The sequence below is a fragment of the Roseivivax sp. THAF197b genome (genome assembly GCF_009363255.1).
In the GTDB taxonomy this organism is placed as follows: domain Bacteria; phylum Pseudomonadota; class Alphaproteobacteria; order Rhodobacterales; family Rhodobacteraceae; genus Roseivivax.
Map to the genome: position 1 here is coordinate 1,429,096 of NZ_CP045318.1, position 16,951 is coordinate 1,446,046.

General features: G+C 63.5%; 16 protein-coding genes and 1 tRNA gene. 11 read left to right on the forward strand and 6 right to left on the reverse strand.

Annotated elements, in window-relative coordinates; genetic code table 11:
• Positions 1 to 39: 39 nt before the first annotated feature.
• From FIV09_RS07080 to FIV09_RS07090, 3 genes are all read left to right on the forward strand, one after another.
• A complete protein-coding gene (locus FIV09_RS07080) occupies positions 40 to 954 on the forward strand; it encodes a LysR family transcriptional regulator (RefSeq protein ID WP_152449341.1) in 915 nt (304 codons plus the stop codon).
• A gap of 126 nt (positions 955 to 1,080) precedes the next feature.
• The gene (locus tag FIV09_RS07085) at positions 1,081 to 2,049 is read left to right on the forward strand and encodes a TAXI family TRAP transporter solute-binding subunit (RefSeq protein WP_152449342.1); all 969 of its coding nucleotides are present in this window, start codon (positions 1,081 to 1,083) and stop codon (positions 2,047 to 2,049) included.
• Positions 2,050 to 2,143: 94 nt separating this feature from the next.
• Positions 2,144 to 4,351 carry a TRAP transporter permease gene (locus FIV09_RS07090; RefSeq protein WP_152449343.1) on the forward strand — a complete coding sequence of 736 codons (2,208 nt, stop codon included), beginning with the start codon at positions 2,144 to 2,146 and terminating at the stop codon, positions 4,349 to 4,351.
• A 204-nt stretch (positions 4,352 to 4,555) separates the two neighbouring features.
• Here FIV09_RS07090 and FIV09_RS07095 read toward each other — a convergent pair whose 3' ends face one another.
• The gene (locus FIV09_RS07095) at positions 4,556 to 5,488 is read right to left on the reverse strand and encodes a hydrogen peroxide-inducible genes activator (protein ID WP_152449344.1); all 933 of its coding nucleotides are present in this window, start codon (positions 5,486 to 5,488) and stop codon (positions 4,556 to 4,558) included.
• Positions 5,489 to 5,650: 162 nt separating this feature from the next.
• Between FIV09_RS07095 and FIV09_RS07100 the strand changes: the two genes are divergently transcribed.
• The 3 genes from FIV09_RS07100 to FIV09_RS07110 all read left to right on the forward strand — a co-directional run bounded on the left by FIV09_RS07100 (position 5,651) and on the right by FIV09_RS07110 (position 7,365).
• Entirely contained in the window at positions 5,651 to 5,878 is a 228-nt protein-coding gene (locus tag FIV09_RS07100; protein ID WP_254702454.1) for a YdcH family protein, read from the forward strand.
• Between the two features lie 3 nt (positions 5,879 to 5,881).
• The gene (locus FIV09_RS07105; RefSeq protein WP_152449345.1) at positions 5,882 to 6,061 is read left to right on the forward strand and encodes a hypothetical protein; all 180 of its coding nucleotides are present in this window, start codon (positions 5,882 to 5,884) and stop codon (positions 6,059 to 6,061) included.
• Positions 6,062 to 6,426: 365 nt separating this feature from the next.
• Positions 6,427 to 7,365, forward strand: a complete 939-nt coding sequence (locus FIV09_RS07110; protein WP_152449346.1) for a pirin family protein — start codon at positions 6,427 to 6,429, stop codon at positions 7,363 to 7,365.
• Between the two features lie 211 nt (positions 7,366 to 7,576).
• Here the strand turns inward: FIV09_RS07110 and FIV09_RS07115 are convergent, their stop codons facing one another.
• The 3 genes from FIV09_RS07115 to FIV09_RS07125 form a co-directional block, all read right to left on the reverse strand.
• A complete protein-coding gene (locus tag FIV09_RS07115) occupies positions 7,577 to 7,972 on the reverse strand; it encodes a RidA family protein (RefSeq protein ID WP_254702323.1) in 396 nt (131 codons plus the stop codon).
• Positions 7,973 to 8,005: 33 nt separating this feature from the next.
• Positions 8,006 to 8,290, reverse strand: a complete 285-nt coding sequence (locus FIV09_RS07120) for a hypothetical protein (RefSeq protein WP_152449347.1) — start codon at positions 8,288 to 8,290, stop codon at positions 8,006 to 8,008.
• A 67-nt stretch (positions 8,291 to 8,357) separates the two neighbouring features.
• Entirely contained in the window at positions 8,358 to 9,275 is a 918-nt protein-coding gene (locus FIV09_RS07125) for a LysR substrate-binding domain-containing protein (protein WP_152449348.1), read from the reverse strand.
• A gap of 203 nt (positions 9,276 to 9,478) precedes the next feature.
• Between FIV09_RS07125 and FIV09_RS07130 the strand changes: the two genes are divergently transcribed.
• On the forward strand, positions 9,479 to 9,922 hold the full coding sequence (locus FIV09_RS07130; RefSeq protein ID WP_152452424.1) for a cupin domain-containing protein: 444 nt from the start codon (positions 9,479 to 9,481) through the stop codon (positions 9,920 to 9,922).
• 102 nt (positions 9,923 to 10,024) lie between these two features.
• Here the strand turns inward: FIV09_RS07130 and FIV09_RS07135 are convergent.
• A tRNA-Phe gene (locus tag FIV09_RS07135) sits at positions 10,025 to 10,099 on the reverse strand.
• A gap of 214 nt (positions 10,100 to 10,313) precedes the next feature.
• On the opposite strand from FIV09_RS07135, the gene mnmH reads away from it, so the two are divergent.
• A complete protein-coding gene (gene mnmH, locus FIV09_RS07140) occupies positions 10,314 to 11,384 on the forward strand; it encodes a tRNA 2-selenouridine(34) synthase MnmH (protein WP_152449349.1) in 1,071 nt (356 codons plus the stop codon).
• Here mnmH and selD read toward each other — a convergent pair.
• Positions 11,374 to 13,536: a selenide, water dikinase SelD gene (selD, locus tag FIV09_RS07145; RefSeq protein ID WP_152449350.1), complete on the reverse strand. Its 2,163-nt coding sequence runs from the start codon at positions 13,534 to 13,536 to the stop codon at positions 11,374 to 11,376. The genes mnmH and selD overlap by 11 nt on opposite strands.
• A gap of 196 nt (positions 13,537 to 13,732) precedes the next feature.
• Between selD and FIV09_RS07150 the strand changes: the two genes are divergently transcribed.
• From FIV09_RS07150 to FIV09_RS07160, 3 genes are read left to right on the forward strand one after another with little or no spacing between them, the layout of a single operon-like run.
• Entirely contained in the window at positions 13,733 to 15,145 is a 1,413-nt protein-coding gene (locus tag FIV09_RS07150; RefSeq protein ID WP_152452426.1) for a circularly permuted type 2 ATP-grasp protein, read from the forward strand.
• Positions 15,146 to 15,152: 7 nt separating this feature from the next.
• Entirely contained in the window at positions 15,153 to 16,106 is a 954-nt protein-coding gene (locus FIV09_RS07155) for an alpha-E domain-containing protein (protein ID WP_152449351.1), read from the forward strand.
• Entirely contained in the window at positions 16,103 to 16,945 is an 843-nt protein-coding gene (locus FIV09_RS07160) for a transglutaminase family protein (RefSeq protein ID WP_152449352.1), read from the forward strand. Before FIV09_RS07155 ends, FIV09_RS07160 begins: the two co-directional genes overlap by 4 nt.
• Positions 16,946 to 16,951 lie beyond the last annotated feature (6 nt).

Consider the following 16,951-nt stretch of genomic DNA (forward strand, 5'->3'; position numbering starts at 1 on the left):
TATACTTAAATGAAATACTGACGCGATTAGAGAGCGCATGTGAATATCACTCAATTGAAATGCCTGCTTGCGGCGGCGGAGACCCTGCATTTCGGACGCGCCGCGCAGTCGCTCGGTATGCTGCCTGCGACGCTTGGACGGCAGATCAAGCAACTCGAGGATCACCTCGGCGTGTCGCTGTTCACGCGCACCACGCGCGCTGTCGCACTCACGGAGGCGGGTAGTCGGATCTTGGAGGATGCCCGCGCGCTCGTCGCCCAGGCCGAGGCGTTCGAGGAAAAGGTCCGCGCCGTGCGCAGCGACGGTGAACATGTCCTCAGGGTCGGCGCGATCGATAGCGCGGCGGCCGGGTTGATTCCGCAAATCCTGCACCCGCTGCAGGCCGCGCATCCGGAGCTGAAGATCCAGATCGTCGAGCAGAAGACCATTCACCTATTGCCGAAACTTCTGAGCGGCAGCCTCGACATCGCGTTGTGCCGTCCGCCCGACATCCGGGACCCGCGATTGGTCTTCCAGACCCTGTTCTATGAGACGGCCGTCGTCGCCCTGCCGAAATCGCATCCCCTGGCCGACCGCGAAGCGATCGAGATTGCCGATCTTGCCGAAGAGCCCCTGATCGTGCCGGACCGGCGGTCCCGACCGCATTCCCACGATCTGACCATGTCGCTGTTTCTCGGCGCGGGCCTGACGGCGCGGGTCGCGCAAATTGCAGAAGAGAAGCAGACCATCGTCAACCTGGTGGCGGCGGGGACCGGTTTGGCCATCGTGCCGCGCTGGACGTCGCGCCTTGGCGTCAAGGGCGTGAACTTCATTCCCCTGGCAACAACGGATGCGACCTCGCAGGCGAAACTGATCCTTGCCGCTGCATGGGCGCGGGGCACGCGAGACCGGCTTCGGGATGATTTCCTCCAGACCCTCGATGCCAATCTAGGCGTGCTCGAAGCCTCGGCCTGATTATTTCATAACTGAATATAATCCGTGACGAATTGAGTTGGAGACGCTCCTTCGACCACACTCTTCCTCGGAGGACGCGCCACATCAGGATGCGTCACGAGGGGAATACAACGGAGGAGGAAACCGATGAAATTCACCACATTTCTTGCCGCCGCAGCATGCGTCGCAGCATTGCCGGCAGTCGCGCAGGACAATGCGGACTGGCCGAGCAGCCTGACCATCGGCACAGGCAGCCAGGGCGGCACCTATTTCGGCTATGGCAGCGGCTTCGGCGCGATGATCAGCGAAGAGCTGGGCGTCAATGCCGGCGTCGAGATCACCGGCGGCCCGGTGCAGAACGTCACGCTGGTCGAGGCGGGCGAGCATCAGCTCGGCTTCGTCACGCTCGGCCCCGCCGATGAAGCGCGCCGCGGCGAAAGCCCGCTGATGCCGGGCACGCCGCATGAAGGCGTGCGCGCGCTCTTCCCGATGTACCAGACGCCGCTGCAGGCGGCCGTGCTGGCATCCTCGGATATCGAGAGCTTCCAGGACCTCGCAGGCAAGCGCGTGGGCGTCGGCCCCGCGGGCGGCACATCGGCCACCTACTGGACGCGCTTTTTCGAGAACGCGGAAGGTTACGGCGATGTGACGATCTCCAACGCGGGCGGCTCGGACACGGCCGGTCAGCTCAAGGACGGTCTGATCGATGCGTTCGTCTATGCTGCGGGTCTGCCGACGGGCGCCTATTCGCAGCTCGCCGTCGAAAACGACGTGCGCTTCCTGTCGATGGATGACGAGACGCTGGCGACCATGAAGGAAATCGTGCCCGCAATGGCCGATTTCACCATCCCCGCGGACACCTACGAGGATCAGCCCGAGGATCTTCAGACCGTATCGCTTTGGAACTTCGCCATCGCGCATGAGGACATGCCGGAAAGCCTCGCCTACGAGATCACGGCACTCGCCATGGAAAACCATGACCGCATGATGACCAACCATGCTGCCGCACGCGAGACCCTGCCGGAGAACGTCTCCAAGAACACCGTCATCCCGTTCCACCCGGGCGCTGCCCGCTGGTTCGAGGAGAACGGCTTCGACGTGCCGTCGGTCGAGTAAACCCGCGCCACATCTGGCAAAAGTCTGAACGCGCGCGGGCGGCGATTCCCATGTCGCCGCCCGCTTCTTTTCATATTCACGAGCGATCCGGACCATGAGCAACGCGCAGCATAAGCACAGCCCAAACCCGGCCGAAAGCGACGGTAAGTCCGCCATCGAGCAAGAATTGGCCCGCGCCAATGTCGACAACGACCCCGTAGCCGCGAACCAGAGGCTGTTTATCGGCAGCCGCAACTTCATCGTCGCGGCGATGTGTGTGGCCTACACGGTGTTCCACCTTCTGGTGATGAACGTCTACCCGCTGGAAACCTGGGCCTATCGCCTGACCCATGTGGGCGGCGGTCTGCTGCTCGGCTTCCTTCTGTTCGGCTCCCAGCCGTTCGGAGAGGATGCGGGACCGACCCAACGCGAAAGCCTCATGTCAAAAGTGCTGCTGGTTCTTGCCGGGGCAGGGGTCCTCTACGGCCTGATCGGTGTTGTCGCGATCTGGATCAACGGCACGCTTCTGGGCGAGATGATGCCTCCGGCCTGGGCAATGTCGACCTTCGGCATCCCGCTGACCCTCGGCACGGGCCTCGCCATCGTGCATGGCTGGGTCTTTCCCCATCGGGGGCGGATGCAATTCGCGCCGGGCGATGTGGTGCTGGCCTTGGCCGCGATCGCCTTCACGGCCTACCTGATCTTCTTCGCGCGCCAGCTTCAACTGCGTGCGGGCATGCCCATGGCCCTGCCGGGCGATATGTGGTCGGCCATCACCGGCGTGCTGCTGATCATCGAGCTCACGCGCCGCCTTGCCGGGATGGCGCTGGTGATCATCGCGGGCGTTTTCGTGGCCTATGCTTTCGCGGGCCCCTGGCTGCCCGGGATTTTCGAGCATCGCGGCTATGACGTGAAGCGTTTCTTCTCCTACATCTTCACCGATAACGGGGTGCTCGGCGCGCCGATCGCGATCTCGTCCACCTACATCATCCTGTTCGTCGTCTTCGCGGCCTTTCTGCAGACCACGCGGGTCGGGGAATACTTCGTGAACCTCGCCTTCGCGGCTGCGGGCCATCGCCGCGGCGGTCCGGCCAAGGTGGCGATCTTCGCCTCCGGTCTCATGGGCATGATCAACGGCACCTCGGCGGGCAATGTCGTGGCGACCGGTTCGCTGACCATCCCGATGATGAAAAAGGTGGGCTACCGGCCCCAGACCTCCGCCGCGGTGGAGGCCGCAGCCTCCACGGGCGGGCAGATCATGCCGCCGATCATGGGCGCAGGCGCCTTCATCATGGCCGAGATCACGGGCATCGCCTACATGGACATCGTCTATGCCGCGATCATCCCGGCGGTGATCTACTTCGTGTCGGTCTATTTCATGGTCGATCTGGCCGCTAAGAAGGCCAACATGATGGGCCTGCCGCGCGACCAGCTTCCCAAGCTCGCGAAACTGGCCAAGCAGATCTACCTGTTCCTCCCCATCGTGGTGCTGATCTACGCGCTCTTTGCAGGCTATTCGGTGATCCGCTGCGGTACGCTGGCGATGATCACCGCCGCGGTGGTGTCCTGGCTCACGCCGCACCGCATGGGGCCGCGGCAACTGATCCAGGCGCTCGACAACGGCGCGCGCATGGTGCTGCAGCTGGTCGCGGTCTGTGCCACGGCGGGGATCATCGTGGGGGTCATCGCCCTGACAGGCATCGGCTCGCGCTTCTCGACGGTGCTGCTGGCGCTGGCGGATCAGAGCCAGATCCTCGCGCTTTTCTTCGCCATGGTCGTGTCGATCATCCTCGGCATGGGGATGCCCACGACGGCGGCCTATGCCGTGGCGGCCTCGGTCATCGCACCGGGCGTCATCAACCTCGGCGTCGCACCGCTGACCGCGCATCTCTTCATCTTCTATTTCGCGGTGATGTCGGCAATCACGCCACCCGTGGCGCTGGCCGCCTATGCGGGCTCCGCGCTGGCCGGGTCGGACCCGATCCGCACGAGCGTGGAGAGCTTCAAGATCGGCCTTGCGGCCTTCGTGGTGCCCTACATGTTCTTCTACTCGCCCGCGATGCTGCTCAACGGCAGTTGGTTTGACATCGCCCATATTGCTGCAACGGCGCTGGTCGGCGTGTACCTGTTGTCCTGCGCGGTGCAGGGCTGGTTCTTCGGCCACGCCAACGCGGCAGTTCGCGCAGCCCTCGGGGCGGGCGGACTGACCATGATCGCAGGCGGCTGGATTACGGACGCAATCGGGGTGGGCATCGCGATCGTTCTGGTGCTGATCCAGCGCGGACGCATGGGCGCCTCCGATTTCGCTCGTGGTGCCGACTGAGGGTAGCGGCGAAGCCCGCCCTCTGGTCGGATCAAGCGGTCATAAGGGATAAAGCGAGAGGCGCCGAAATGGCGTCTCTTCGCGCAAGGGTGCGGTGGTCCGGGCAGGACCGTTCGACCCGTCAAACCGAAGATCTGAACCACGCGGCTCCGAACATATCGGATAGCCGCGTGGTCACATCGACGCCTCCCGGGCAATACCGGCTCATTCGATCTGGACGATTCCGGCAAAACGGTCGCGGATCACGTCGCGGATGAGGGTCGCCATGCGCTGGATCAGTTCGCGATGCGCGGCCCGCCGCCGCCACGCCAAACCGATGGAGCGTGTGAGACGATCCTTGCGAAAGGGCCGGACAACCACGTCGCCGGTATCGCCCGAGACCTCGGAGCGCACGTAAAGCGCCGGAAGGAAACTCACGCCCATATCAAGCGCCGTCATCTGCCGCACGGCATCAAGGCTCGTCCCTTCGTAATCGCGCCGCAGGTTCGCCCCGACCTCTTCGCAAAGTGCCGCGATTTGCGTGTGTAGCCGGTAGGCGTCGGACAGACCGATGACATCGAGCCCGGCAAGATCCGAAGGCGCAATATTCTGCCGGGCGGCGAAGGGATGATCCTGTGCCATGGCAAGCTTCAGAGGCTCCCGAAAAAGCCGCTGCGTTTCGATATCGGCGGATGAGACCGGGAGCTGCGTCAGGATGAGATCGTGCTGACCCGTCATGAGTTCGTCCTGAAGCTGCAGCGGCGTCGCGTCGCGCGCGATCACCTTGAGCGCCGGGTAGGACAGATGAAGCTGGCGCATCACATGCGGCAGCAGATAGGGGCCGAGGGTCGGGGTGGAGCCGAAGCGCACAGTTCCGCCGAAGCCCGCGCGCATATCCTGCGCCAGGGCGCGGAGCGTGTCTGCCTCATCCGCAACCCGGCGCGCCTGCTCGAGCATCGTGCGCCCGTGTGGCGTGAGGACCGCGCCGCGTTGGCCGCGCTCCACCAGTTCCACGCCGAGGGCCTCTTCCAGCGCCACGATCTGCTGGCTGAGCGACGGCTGGCTGATGCCGACACGCTCGGCCGCGCGCCGGTAATGGCGCGTGTCCGCAAGTGCGAGGAAATAGGTCAGCTGTCTCAGCGTGAAATCTGCGGGCATCCGGTTTGCTCATGCGGTATCGGGCTTCGAATAATATAGGAAAGGCCGATCAAACTTTCAGGTTTATCTGTCTTTTTCCAATCGAACGCCTTGGCCATATCGCAAGTGCGGTCGGCAAAGATCGCTTCGGCTTAAACACAGGGAGACTGAAAGATGAATGGGATGCCCGCCAAGAAACGCCACTCGATCATGGCTCGGGTCGACAATCTGCGCCGACGTCGGCGCGAGTTGGCCGCGCGGGTCTATGCCGAATTGCGCAGACCCGCGCCGTGCAGCCTGACCTTGCAGGCCCTCAAACGGGAGCGCTTGCGCCTAAAGGACGAGATTTCCCGCTTCGACGGGCTGGTGCGCCAGAAGCCGCAGTCGCGCACTCCTTTGCCAGCGGCGTAACGCATGATGTTCGTCAGCTTTCTTTACCGCAACAGCGGGCTCAGCCGGATGCACAGCCTCGATCTTGAGGACATGAAGCAGGCCATCTCCGAAGAAGATCATGACGGGCCGGACGGCGGAAGCCCGCATGCGGACCGTCAAAGACCGGACCGTCATCGCCGAACGAAATCCGGGCCGCATTAATCGGTGGTTTGGGATCAGGGCAGGGGGGTGCGATGCCCCCCGCCCATGGCCAAACACACGTTGGGAGCAACAGCGTCTCCGAGAACGCGGCTTCGGCCGTGCGGCACGTACTCATCCGCCTTGCGCTCATCTCGGGGGACGCTCGAAGTGCTCTGCCTGAAAAGGTTTCCTCGGTCGCCATCCGCCCAGGCGCGCGTGAGTCCCTCTGACCGCCGCCGGTACCCTCAGCATCGCAAATCTGCCTACCGGCGATGGACCCAATGCCGAGTACCTGTGCGCAGGCGCGCAGATATCGGGGCAAATACCCGTTTATTGCGCGGTGAAACCCAATATCCTGCATGTCGAGTCCATAATGGAGAAGATGCATGAGCTGGAACCCGGCCCTTGACCCGCATTGCCCCACCGGAGACGAGGTGGATGCGATCGACACGATTATCGTCCCCCGTGCGCGGGACCTCGGCGGGTTCGAGGTGCGGCGCGCGCTGCCTGCGCCCCGTCGCCAGATGGTCGGTCCGTTCATTTTCTTCGACCAGATGGGCCCCGCCGAATTTCTTCCGACGCGGGGCATGGATGTGCGGCCCCATCCGCATATCGGTCTGGCGACGATATCCTACCTGTTCAGAGGCCGCATGCATCACCGCGACAGCCTCGGCACAGATGCGTGGATCGAGCCCGGAGCGGTGAACTGGATGGTTGCAGGGCACGGCATTACCCATTCCGAGCGTACGGACGACAAGACGCAGGTCGATCCGATGCCGTTCTTCGGCATCCAGACCTGGGTTGCGCTGCCCAGGGACCATGAGGATCGCGCACCGGAATTCGTGCACGCGGCGACCGACACGCTTCCGATGCTCGAGGGCGAAGGAAAATCGGTGCGGCTCATCCTCGGCAATGCCTGGGGGGAACGCGCGCCGGTCGAGACCGCCTCCGAGATGTTCTATGCCGATGCGACGCTTGCACCCGACGCCGCAATTCCGCTGCCCGACGAGCATGAGGATCGCGGCATCTATGTCGTGGAGGGCGCGGTCACGATCGCGGGGGAGACCTTCGAAGCCGGTCGCATGATGGTGATCCGGCCGGGAGACCGGCTGTCCCTGAAGGCGGGGCCTTCGGGCGCTCGGGTCATGCTGCTCGGGGGCGAGACCCTTGAAGGGTCGCGGTATATCTGGTGGAACTTCGTGGCCTCGTCGAAGGAGCGGATCGAAGAGGCGAAGGAAGCCTGGCGGGCCGGGGATTGGCAGGCAGGCCGGTTCCAGCTGCCTCCCGGTGATGACGCGGAGTTCATTCCATTGCCGGAACGATAGGGGCGCGCGTGTCGGAATGGCGCGCCGTAAATAGTTTTGGCGCTTCATCGAGAAAGGTCTGGATGCAGCCGTCCTTCTAGATCGGGCACGTACCCCCTTGTTCCCGACTTAGGCGCGCCTTTCGCGCCGCTGTCCCAGGGACGAGATCGCCGCGCAGGCCATCGTGGTACGTGTGCCATAGGAGGGTAAACCATCTAGTCGCAGGCGGCGCTCAATTCTCGATAACGGCGTCGACCTCGATTTCGACAAGCCATTCGGGATTCACGAACCGGCTGACCGCCATGATCGTGTCCACCGGACGTGCGTCGAGACAATAGAGTTTTCGCGCCTCTATCGCGTCTTTCCAGTGACCGATATCGGTCAGGAGAACCCGAGTTCTGACGATGTCCTGCAAGCCGGACCCCGCGTCTTCAAGGGCGGCTTTGATGATCTCAAAGCATTGTCGGGTTTGCTGAATGACATCCCCAACGCCCACCGTCCGGCCATCCGCGTCAACCGGCGCCGTGCCCCCGACCGCGATGAAATTTCCAACGCGCACCGCACGGCTGAACCCGACGATCTGCTCCATCGGGTTCCCGTTGGATACCAGGTGTCTCCGATGTCCCATGGCGGGGCCCTCCCTGAACACTCAAGAGGAACTCTAGCACATATTGGCGTTCAAGTGTCCGTCTTTGCCGAGCGCGGGGACGAGGGCAGGGGCCCGCTCAATGGGAAGACGCATCTCGCCTGAGCGCAGCATGGAGATGACATTGCCGCGCGGATAGCCGACTTCATATGCGACTTTGCGCTGTGTTTTGCCCGAAGCATCGAGGGCATCTGCGATCAGTAGGGCGGTGGGGCTGTGGGGCATGTCGATCCTCTGCATCTGTTGTGTCGATGCTTGCTTTTGTGAGGATTGGGCGCGTCCTTGCTGGGCGGAGCTCATCGCAAAGCGTCTTGGGTGAGCGTAGCTGATCGCTACTGCCTGCAGGTCTAGGTTCTGGACGCCTCCATCAGGCGTGAGACTGCGCCAAGCCAGACTTGGCCGCGACGCCTTCCGCTTCGACTTGGTTATGAAGCCAATCCGAAAATTCCCGCACCATGGGATCGTTCTTGCGCGCAATCGTGTAGGCGACTGAGTAGATCACGAAGGGCATGGTCACCGCATCGAACAGGCGGACGAGTGTTCCATTCTTCAACGTATCTCGTACCACCGCATCATAGGCAAGCGCCACCCCCTGTCCCTTTTCTGCTGCTGTTGTTGCCAGCTCGCAATTGGGAAATCTCGGGCCTCTTGGGAAGGCGGGAGGCGTGACATCTGCGGCTTGGAACCATTCCTGCCATGCATCCATTGTCTCGTCATGCATCAACGTGACACGCCGGAGATCCTCTGGTTTCCGAAGGTTCTCGGCTGCTTTCAACGCCGGGCTCGCGACGGGGTAGCGCGCCGACTGCATAAGTGGCTCAGTAATCACACCGGGCACATGGGCGTCTGCCCACTGGATGACCACATCGGCCCCGTTCGACGAGAAATCGGTCGACGGCGCCCCGTTGGATACGGAGATCCTCACCCGATCGCCGAACGCGAGATCATTCAGGCGCGGCACGAGCCAGCGGGCGGCAAAACCCGGGGTGCAATGCACGCGGAATGGCTTATGCCCCGCCTCTTTTACATTGCGCGTCGTCTCGTCGAAAAGATCGAGCAGCGCAGTCATTTTGCGCGCATAGGTGCGTCCGGTGAGCGTCAACTCTACCCGGTTGCCTGATCGTATAAACAGATCGGTATCGAGATAGGTCTCGAGTGCACGGATCTGGTGGCTGACTGCCGATGCGGTGAGGCAAAGCTCTTCGGCGGCAGCTTTGACACTGCCTCTCCGGGCCGCGGCCTCGAAGGCGCGCACAGCGGCGAATGGTGGGTATTTGCGGCTCATCGATCCCTTCCCGTGTGTGCGGGCGACGCGTCTTGCTCTTGCCCAGTATGGCACAATCAATGCCATCGCTCAAAACGCGGATCAGGCCACCGCGAGAGGCTGAAAGGAATTCAGTCTGCCGTGAAAAACCATCATTTGAGCCAAATCGCTGTTCCGCAGAGACTTTTCAAATGAGCCACCCCGATTTGAGAAGGACGACAGAGATGAAAATACTTTCAACGCATTCCCAATCCCCAACCCGTTATCTGCGACGCGTGGTCATCGGCAGTACCATTCTGGCATTGTCGGCCACGATGTTGTTTGCCGAAGGACACTTCCCAACCGAACATGCAGGTTTGCAGGTTGAGCAACTCGCTAATGTGCCCCCGGACTCGATTGAACGGCAACTGGGGCTCGAGGGCAGGATGCTACTTGCGCGACGGATCACAATCATGCCGGGTGGCCAGATCGCCAAGCACAGCCATGACACCGTGCCGGGCATCGTCTTCATGGAAAGCGGCGCTTGGACAGAAGGCACCGACGAAGGCGAGACCCTGAGATCTGCAGGAGATACATTCATTGAAGATGCCGACACCACGCATTGGTTCTACAACCGAGGTGACGCGCCAGCCTCCGCGCTTGTGTTCGATATCAAGCCGTCAAGCTGATGTGTTAACGGTGCGAAACAACCGCATTTTTGGGACTGGTTGGACCAGTCCCACACAAGCTTGAGGGCCGTGCGCACAGAGTACCAAATTATGGTAAGGAAGTGGTGCCCGGGGGCGGAATCGAACCACCGACACGAGGATTTTCAATCCACTGCTCTACCCCTGAGCTACCCGGGCACGGGTGAGGGCTCTCCCTCGGGTGAGCGCGGTCTAGCCAGAACTGAAACGGGTGTCCAGAGGTCGAACGGGAAAAATGCATCTCACGCATGTCTGCCGCGCAAAAGGGACCGGTGATGCCGTCCGTCCAAGGGTCAGGGAGGCCACGCGATTGCGACGTCGAGGCGTCATTCGTCGCTTTCCAGCGCGGCTGCGCTGCTCTAGATGCAGCCTCATGCCGATATCGTCCAAAAACCTCGCCGACCTGCTCGACCATGGCTTCGACACTGTCATCGATGTCCGGTCGCCTGCGGAATTCGCGGAGGATCACCTGCCGGGCGCGATCAACCTGCCGGTGCTGGACAATGAAGAACGCGCCCGCGTCGGGACGATCTACAAACAGGAATCGCCGTTTCGCGCGCGCAAGATCGGGGCGGCGCTCGTCTTCAAGAACGCCGCACGCCACATCGAAGGTCCGCTGGCCGATCAGGACGGGGGCTGGCAGCCGCTGGTCTATTGCTGGCGGGGCGGGCAGCGGTCGGGCTCCATGGCCTGGATGTTGCGCGAGATCGGTTGGCGATCCGATACGATCAAGGGCGGCTACAAGACCTATCGGCGGCTCGTCTGCGGGATGCTGTATGACGCACCGTTGAACCTGCGACTGGTGCAGCTTGGGGGATATACCGGCACGGCCAAGACCGATTTGTTGGGCGTTCTGGCGCAACGAGGCATTCAGGTCATCGACCTTGAGGGGCTTGCCCATCACCGCGGATCGCTGCTTGGCGATCGGCCGGGCGGGCAACCGAGCCAGAAGGCGTTTGAAAGCGCTTTGGCCCGTGAAATCCTCCGTCTGGATCCGGCGCGTCCGGTCGTGGTCGAAGCCGAGTCGAGCAAGATCGGCGATCTGATCCTGCCGCCGTCGCTATGGGCTGCGATGAAGGACGCGCCCTGGATCGAGATGGCAGCACCGATCAAGGCGCGCACCTCCTACCTGGTCGAGGCCTATGCCGATATCCTGGCCGATGGCGACGCGCTGAAGGAAAAACTGGCGCCGCTTCGGCGTCATCGCGGACATGCTCTGGTTGATGATTGGTTCGACCGGATCGGGCGCGGTGACAAGGCAGGGCTCGTGGAAAGCCTGATGCAGGATCACTACGATCCGGCCTATGCCACGGCGATGCGCGGGCTGGCGCCGGAGGTGATCGCGCGGGTGGACGCCAAGTCGCTAGATCAAAGCGCTTTGGGGGAGGTCGCGGCCGAGATCGAGGGCACGCTCGACCAGATGGGCAACCTTGTCAGGTCCTGACCTCGATAGCGCCGGGGCGCGCTGTCAGATGCCCCACCTCTGCCGCCGCGAAGCCCGCGTTTCGAAGCGCTTTGAGTTGCTCCGCCGCGTTTTCCGACGAGACCGCCGCCAGAAGACCTCCGGAGGTTTGCGGATCGAACAGAAGCGCGTGACGGGCGGTTTCCGGCAGGTCGGGGGCAACTTCGCGGTTCTGGGGATAAAGCGACGACCGATGACCTGCATCAGCCAAGGCCAGCGCGCCCTGCATCCACGGGATATCGGACAAAGACAGGGCGAGCCCGCAGCCTGACGCCTCCGCCATGTTCTGCGCGTGACCGATCAGCCCGAAGCCCGTCACATCGGTCATCGCATGCGCGTCGGCCAGGATCCGCGCGGCGCCGGACTGGTCTTGGCACATCCATTCCCAGCAGGCGGCAACATCGTGGCCGGAAGCTTGCCCCTGCATCTCGGCCGCAAGGATCGTGCCGGAGCCAATCGGTTTCGTCAGGATCAGCACATCGCCGGCCTGTCCGCCGGACAGGGTGATCGGTGCGGCCTCGGCAAGGCCCGTGAGCGAAAACCCGATGGTCAGCTCATCGCCGACGGAGGAATGACCGCCGACGATCTCGGCGCCGCTTGCGCGCAGCACCTCTGACGCGGTGGTGACGATCTCGGTCAGCATGCGCGCGCTCAGCTGATCCGAAAGGCGCGGCAGGTTCAGGTTGAGCGTTGCGGCTTGCGGGGCCGCGCCCATGGCGTGGATATCGCCAAGCGCGTGGTGGGCGGCGATCCGGGTCATCACGACGGGATCGAGCGTCACGGCCCGCAGGTGATCCGTGGTCAGGACCTGACGTGTGGCACCCATATGCAGCAATGCGGCATCATCGCCGGGCAAAGGGACGATGTCGGTTCGGTCCGGTTTCGGCAGCGTGCTCAAAGCCCGTGCGAGCGTGGCCCGACCCACCTTGGCGCCGCAACCGCCACACATGGGCTTCGGACCGCGCGCTTCGGCCAGGCCCGATGCGTGATGTGCGGGCAGGGGCGGGGGCGTCATGTGCGGCAGCTGAGACAGCTTTTCCATGAACCGGCGGTCGATCCGGTCTTTCCAGCGCCAGACCCATTCCCCTTGCGCAAAGAGGCCGAACCGCGCGCCCAAAGCGCTTTGACGACCCAGCGAGATCAGTTTGAGGTAATCGCTCTGCGGCTCGAAGCGGCGCCACGTGCCGCCTCCAAGGGCTGCGCGGAGGTTGGAATAGAGGATCGGCGCCGCGCGGACCGCGAAGACACCGGCTTTCGGGCGGGGCGCATGGGCGAGATGCGCGCAATCGCCGGCCGCAAAGATCGCGGGATCGCTGCTTTGCAGCCTGGCGCTGACGGACAGAAAGCCTGCCTGATGATCGAGGCCCATCGCGGCGATCCAGTCATGCGGCTTGGCACCCGCCGCGCCGACGATGAAATCCGCGGTCAGAAAAGTGCCCTCCGCAAGCTGCACACCCTCGGAAGTCAGCTCCGAGATTTCGCAGTTTTCCTTGAGGGTTACGCCGCGCGCCTCAAGTGCTGCGCGAAGTCCGCGTTCGGTTCTCCGGTCAAGACCCGACAGCGCCTGCGACCGGTCGATGATCGTCACATCGGGTGCGCGGCCCTTGGCGTATAAGGCATGCGCCATGGCCATCGCCAATTCGCAACCTGCCACTCCGCCACCGATCACGGCGACGCGGGCGGGGCCCGTGCCGTCAAGAAAGGCGGTCCAACGATCCGCGAAGGGCCCGAGCGGCTTTGCAGGCACGGCATGTTCGGAAAACCCGGGCAGGTCCGGCATGGCGGAGGTGATGCCCACATCAAGCGAGCAGACGTCATAGGCCACGGGCGGGCGGCCCGGCACCTCGATCAGCTTGCGCGCGGGATCGATGCCCGTGACTGGACCCAGGATCAGCCGCGCACCCGCAAAGCGCGCAAGCTTCACCAGGTCGATATCAAGCTCCTCGCGCGTGAAATGCCCCGCAACAAAGCCCGGCAACATGCCGGAATAGGCCGTCACCGGCGTGGGATCGATCAGCGTCAGGCGCGCGCCGGGCAGGGGATCCATGCCCCATTTGCGCAGCACAAGCGCATGGGTGTGCCCGCCACCGACAAGGACGAGATCGCGGGTCAGGGGAAGGGGCGGCTGATGCATGCGTGACGACCTTTCGTGGCGCGCGACATTGCGCTTGCGCCCTCACATGGCGCGCGCAGCACCGGCGGGCAAGCGCAAAGCCCCGCGGCCAATCGCCTGCAATTTCAGCGCATGCCGCAGGAATGGGCGCTTTTTGATGGCAGGCCATTGCGTTTCCGGCCTCTGCATTATGTGCTAGGGCAATGCAGGGGGTATGATGGCACAAACGTTCAACGAAATGGTCGATCAGGGCCATGTCCGCGAGGCCTACAGGAACCTCGAGAAGTGGCAAAACGACATGCCGGGCGATCTGCGCGCGATGAAGCAGAGCGAGGCGGAGGCACTCTTCCGCCGGGTCGGCATCACCTTCGCGGTCTACGGCGAGGGGGGCGATCCCGAGCGGCTCATCCCGTTCGACATGTTCCCGCGGGTCTTCACCGCCTCCGAATGGCGCAAGCTCGACCGCGGAATCCGGCAACGCGCCGCGGCGCTCAACGCCTTTCTGGCCGATGTCTACGATCAGCGCGAGATCATCCGCGCGGGCCGCATTCCCGAACATCTGGTCACCAAGAACGAAGCCTTCGAGAAGGCGGTCGTGGGCTTCCGCCCGCCGCGCAATGTCTGGTCCCATATCGTGGGGATCGACCTCGTGCGCACGGGCCCCGACCAGTTCTACGTGCTCGAGGACAATTGCCGCACGCCCTCGGGTGTCAGCTACATGCTGCAGAACCGCGAAATCATGATGCGGATGTTCCCCAATCTCTTCGTGGAGAACCGCATCGCGCCCGTCGATGGTTATGCCGACACGCTGCGCAAGACGCTGGCCTCGGTCGCGCCGCAGAAATGCGACAGCGATCCCACCGTGGTGATCCTGACGCCCGGCCAGTTCAATTCGGCCTATTACGAACATTCCTTCCTCGCGGACCTCATGGGGGTCGAGCTCGTGGAGGGGCAGGATCTGTTTGTCGATGGCGATTTCTGCTGGATGCGCACGACGGAAGGCCCGAAGAAGGTCGACGTGATCTACCGCCGGATCGATGACGCCTTCATCGACCCGCTCTGTTTCCGGCCCGACTCGATGCTGGGCGTGCCGGGGCTGATGAATGTCTACCGCTCGGGCGGGGTGACCATCTGCTCCGCGCCCGGTGCGGGCGTGGCCGATGACAAGGCGATCTACACCTTCGTGCCCGAGATGATCCGCTTCTATCTCGGCGAGGCCCCGATCCTTGAAAACGTACCGACCTGGCAATGCGCCAAGGCGGATGATTGCAAATACGTGCTCGAGAACCTGTCGGAGCTGGTGGTCAAGGAAGTGCATGGCTCGGGTGGCTACGGCATGCTTGTGGGCCCCAAGGCCGACCGCGCGACGATCGAGGCCTTCCGCGCCAAGATCGAGGAACGCCCCTCGAACTACATCGCCCAGCCCACGCTGGCGCTTTCGGCCTGTCCCACATTCGTCGAGGAAGGCGTCGCACCGCGCCACGTGGACCTGCGGCCCTATTGCCTTGTGGGCGAGAAGATCGAGCTGGTGCCGGGCGGCCTCACGCGCGTTGCCTTGAACGAAGGCAGCCTGGTGGTGAACTCGTCGCAGGGCGGCGGGGTCAAGGATACCTGGGTATTGGCGGAGTGACACAGACATGCTGAGCCGCACCGCATCGCATCTTTACTGGATGGCCCGCTATCTTGAGCGGGCCGAGACGACCGCACGCCTGTTGCAGGTGGGCGCGCGCAACGGGTTGCTGCCAGATATCGGCGGCGGGTACCGCAACGATTGGGAGGCGGTGCTGCAGGCCCTCGGCCAGCTTGAACCCTTCCGCGAGAAATACGGCGATCCCAACCAGCGCAATATCGAGACGTTTCTCTTCTTCGACAGCTCCAACCCCGCATCGGTGATGTCCTGCATGGCCAATGCGCGCGAGAATGCGCGCGTGGTGCGCACGGCGCTGACCAGCCAGGTCTGGGATGCGATCAACATGAGCTTCCAGGAGATGCAGGAGTTTCACCGCACCGAGCGCTCAAAGCTGATGCTGAACGACATGACCGACTGGGCCTTGCGGGCAGGGGCGCTCATCCGCGGGGCCATCGGCGGTACGCAGTTGCGCGACGACGGTTACCGCTTCATCGGTCTCGGCTATTCGATCGAACGCGCCGACAACACCGCCCGGCTTCTCGACGTGAAATATTACGTCCTCCTGCCCAGCCTGTCTTACGTGGGCTCCGCGCTCGATCAGACGCAATGGGCGACGCTTCTGCGCTCCATGCATGCGCATCGGGCCTTTGTCTGGACCTACAAGGGCGAGATCACGGCGGGCAAGATCGCCGATCTTCTGATCCTGAACAGGCAGTTTCCGCGCTCGCTGCTATCGGCCACCCAGGACAGCGTCGACCATCTCGAAGCGTTGTCGCGGGGCTACAAGCAGCCGTCGCGCGCCTCCTCCGTGGCGCGGGGCCTTCTGGGCGAGATCGCAGAGCTGACGGTCGAGGATGTCTTCGACGAAGGGCTGCACCAGTTCCTGTTGCGTTTCATGCGCCGCAACGACCAGATCGCGGCCGCCGTGCAGGCCACATATCTCAGCGGGGTGCCGGAATGAGGCTCAGCGTTCGTCATGTCACGCGCTACAGTTTCACGACGCCGGTTGCGCGGCTGATCCAGTCCCAGCGGCTGACACCGTCGCGCTGCGCCAACCAGCAGATCATGGAATGGGACGTGCGGATGGAGGGCGCGGTGCGCGGCGCGGCCTTTCGCGACGGGACGGGGGACTGGACCGAAACCGTCACCGTGAACGGCCCGCTTGAGCATTTCGAGATCATTGTCGAAGGGGAGGTCGAGACGCAGGATTATGCTGGCGTTCTGACCGAGCATCGCGAGAAGGTGCCGCCCTCGGCCTATCTGACCGCGACCGATCAGACCCGGCCCAGCCAGGGGCTTCGGGACCTCGTAGCCGAGGCCCTGGCCGACATGGCCGACGCGACTGTTCTGGAATGCGCGCACAAGCTGTCGGCGGCCGTTTCGGACAATGTCGAATATGTGCCCGGCGAGACCGATCACATGACCCCGGCCTCCGAGGTTGTGGAAGGCGGCAAGGGTGTGTGCCAGGACCAGACCCATGTGCTGATCGCGCTGGCGCAGGTTTCCGGCATTCCCGCGCGCTACGTCACCGGATACCTGTTCAGCGCATCGGGAGACCACATGGCCGAGGCCAGCCACGCCTGGGCCGAATTGCACGTGCCCGATCTGGGATGGGTCGGCTTCGACGCCTCCAATCGCTGCTGTCCGGATGATCGCTACATCCGGCTCGGTTCAGGCTTTGACGCGCAGGATGCGGCCCCGATCCGCGGAGTCGTTGCGGGCGGCAGCGGCGAGACGCTGGATGTGCATGTGAAGGTGCGCGACGCCGATGATCCGGCCGCGGCCCAGACGCAGCAGTAACGTCAC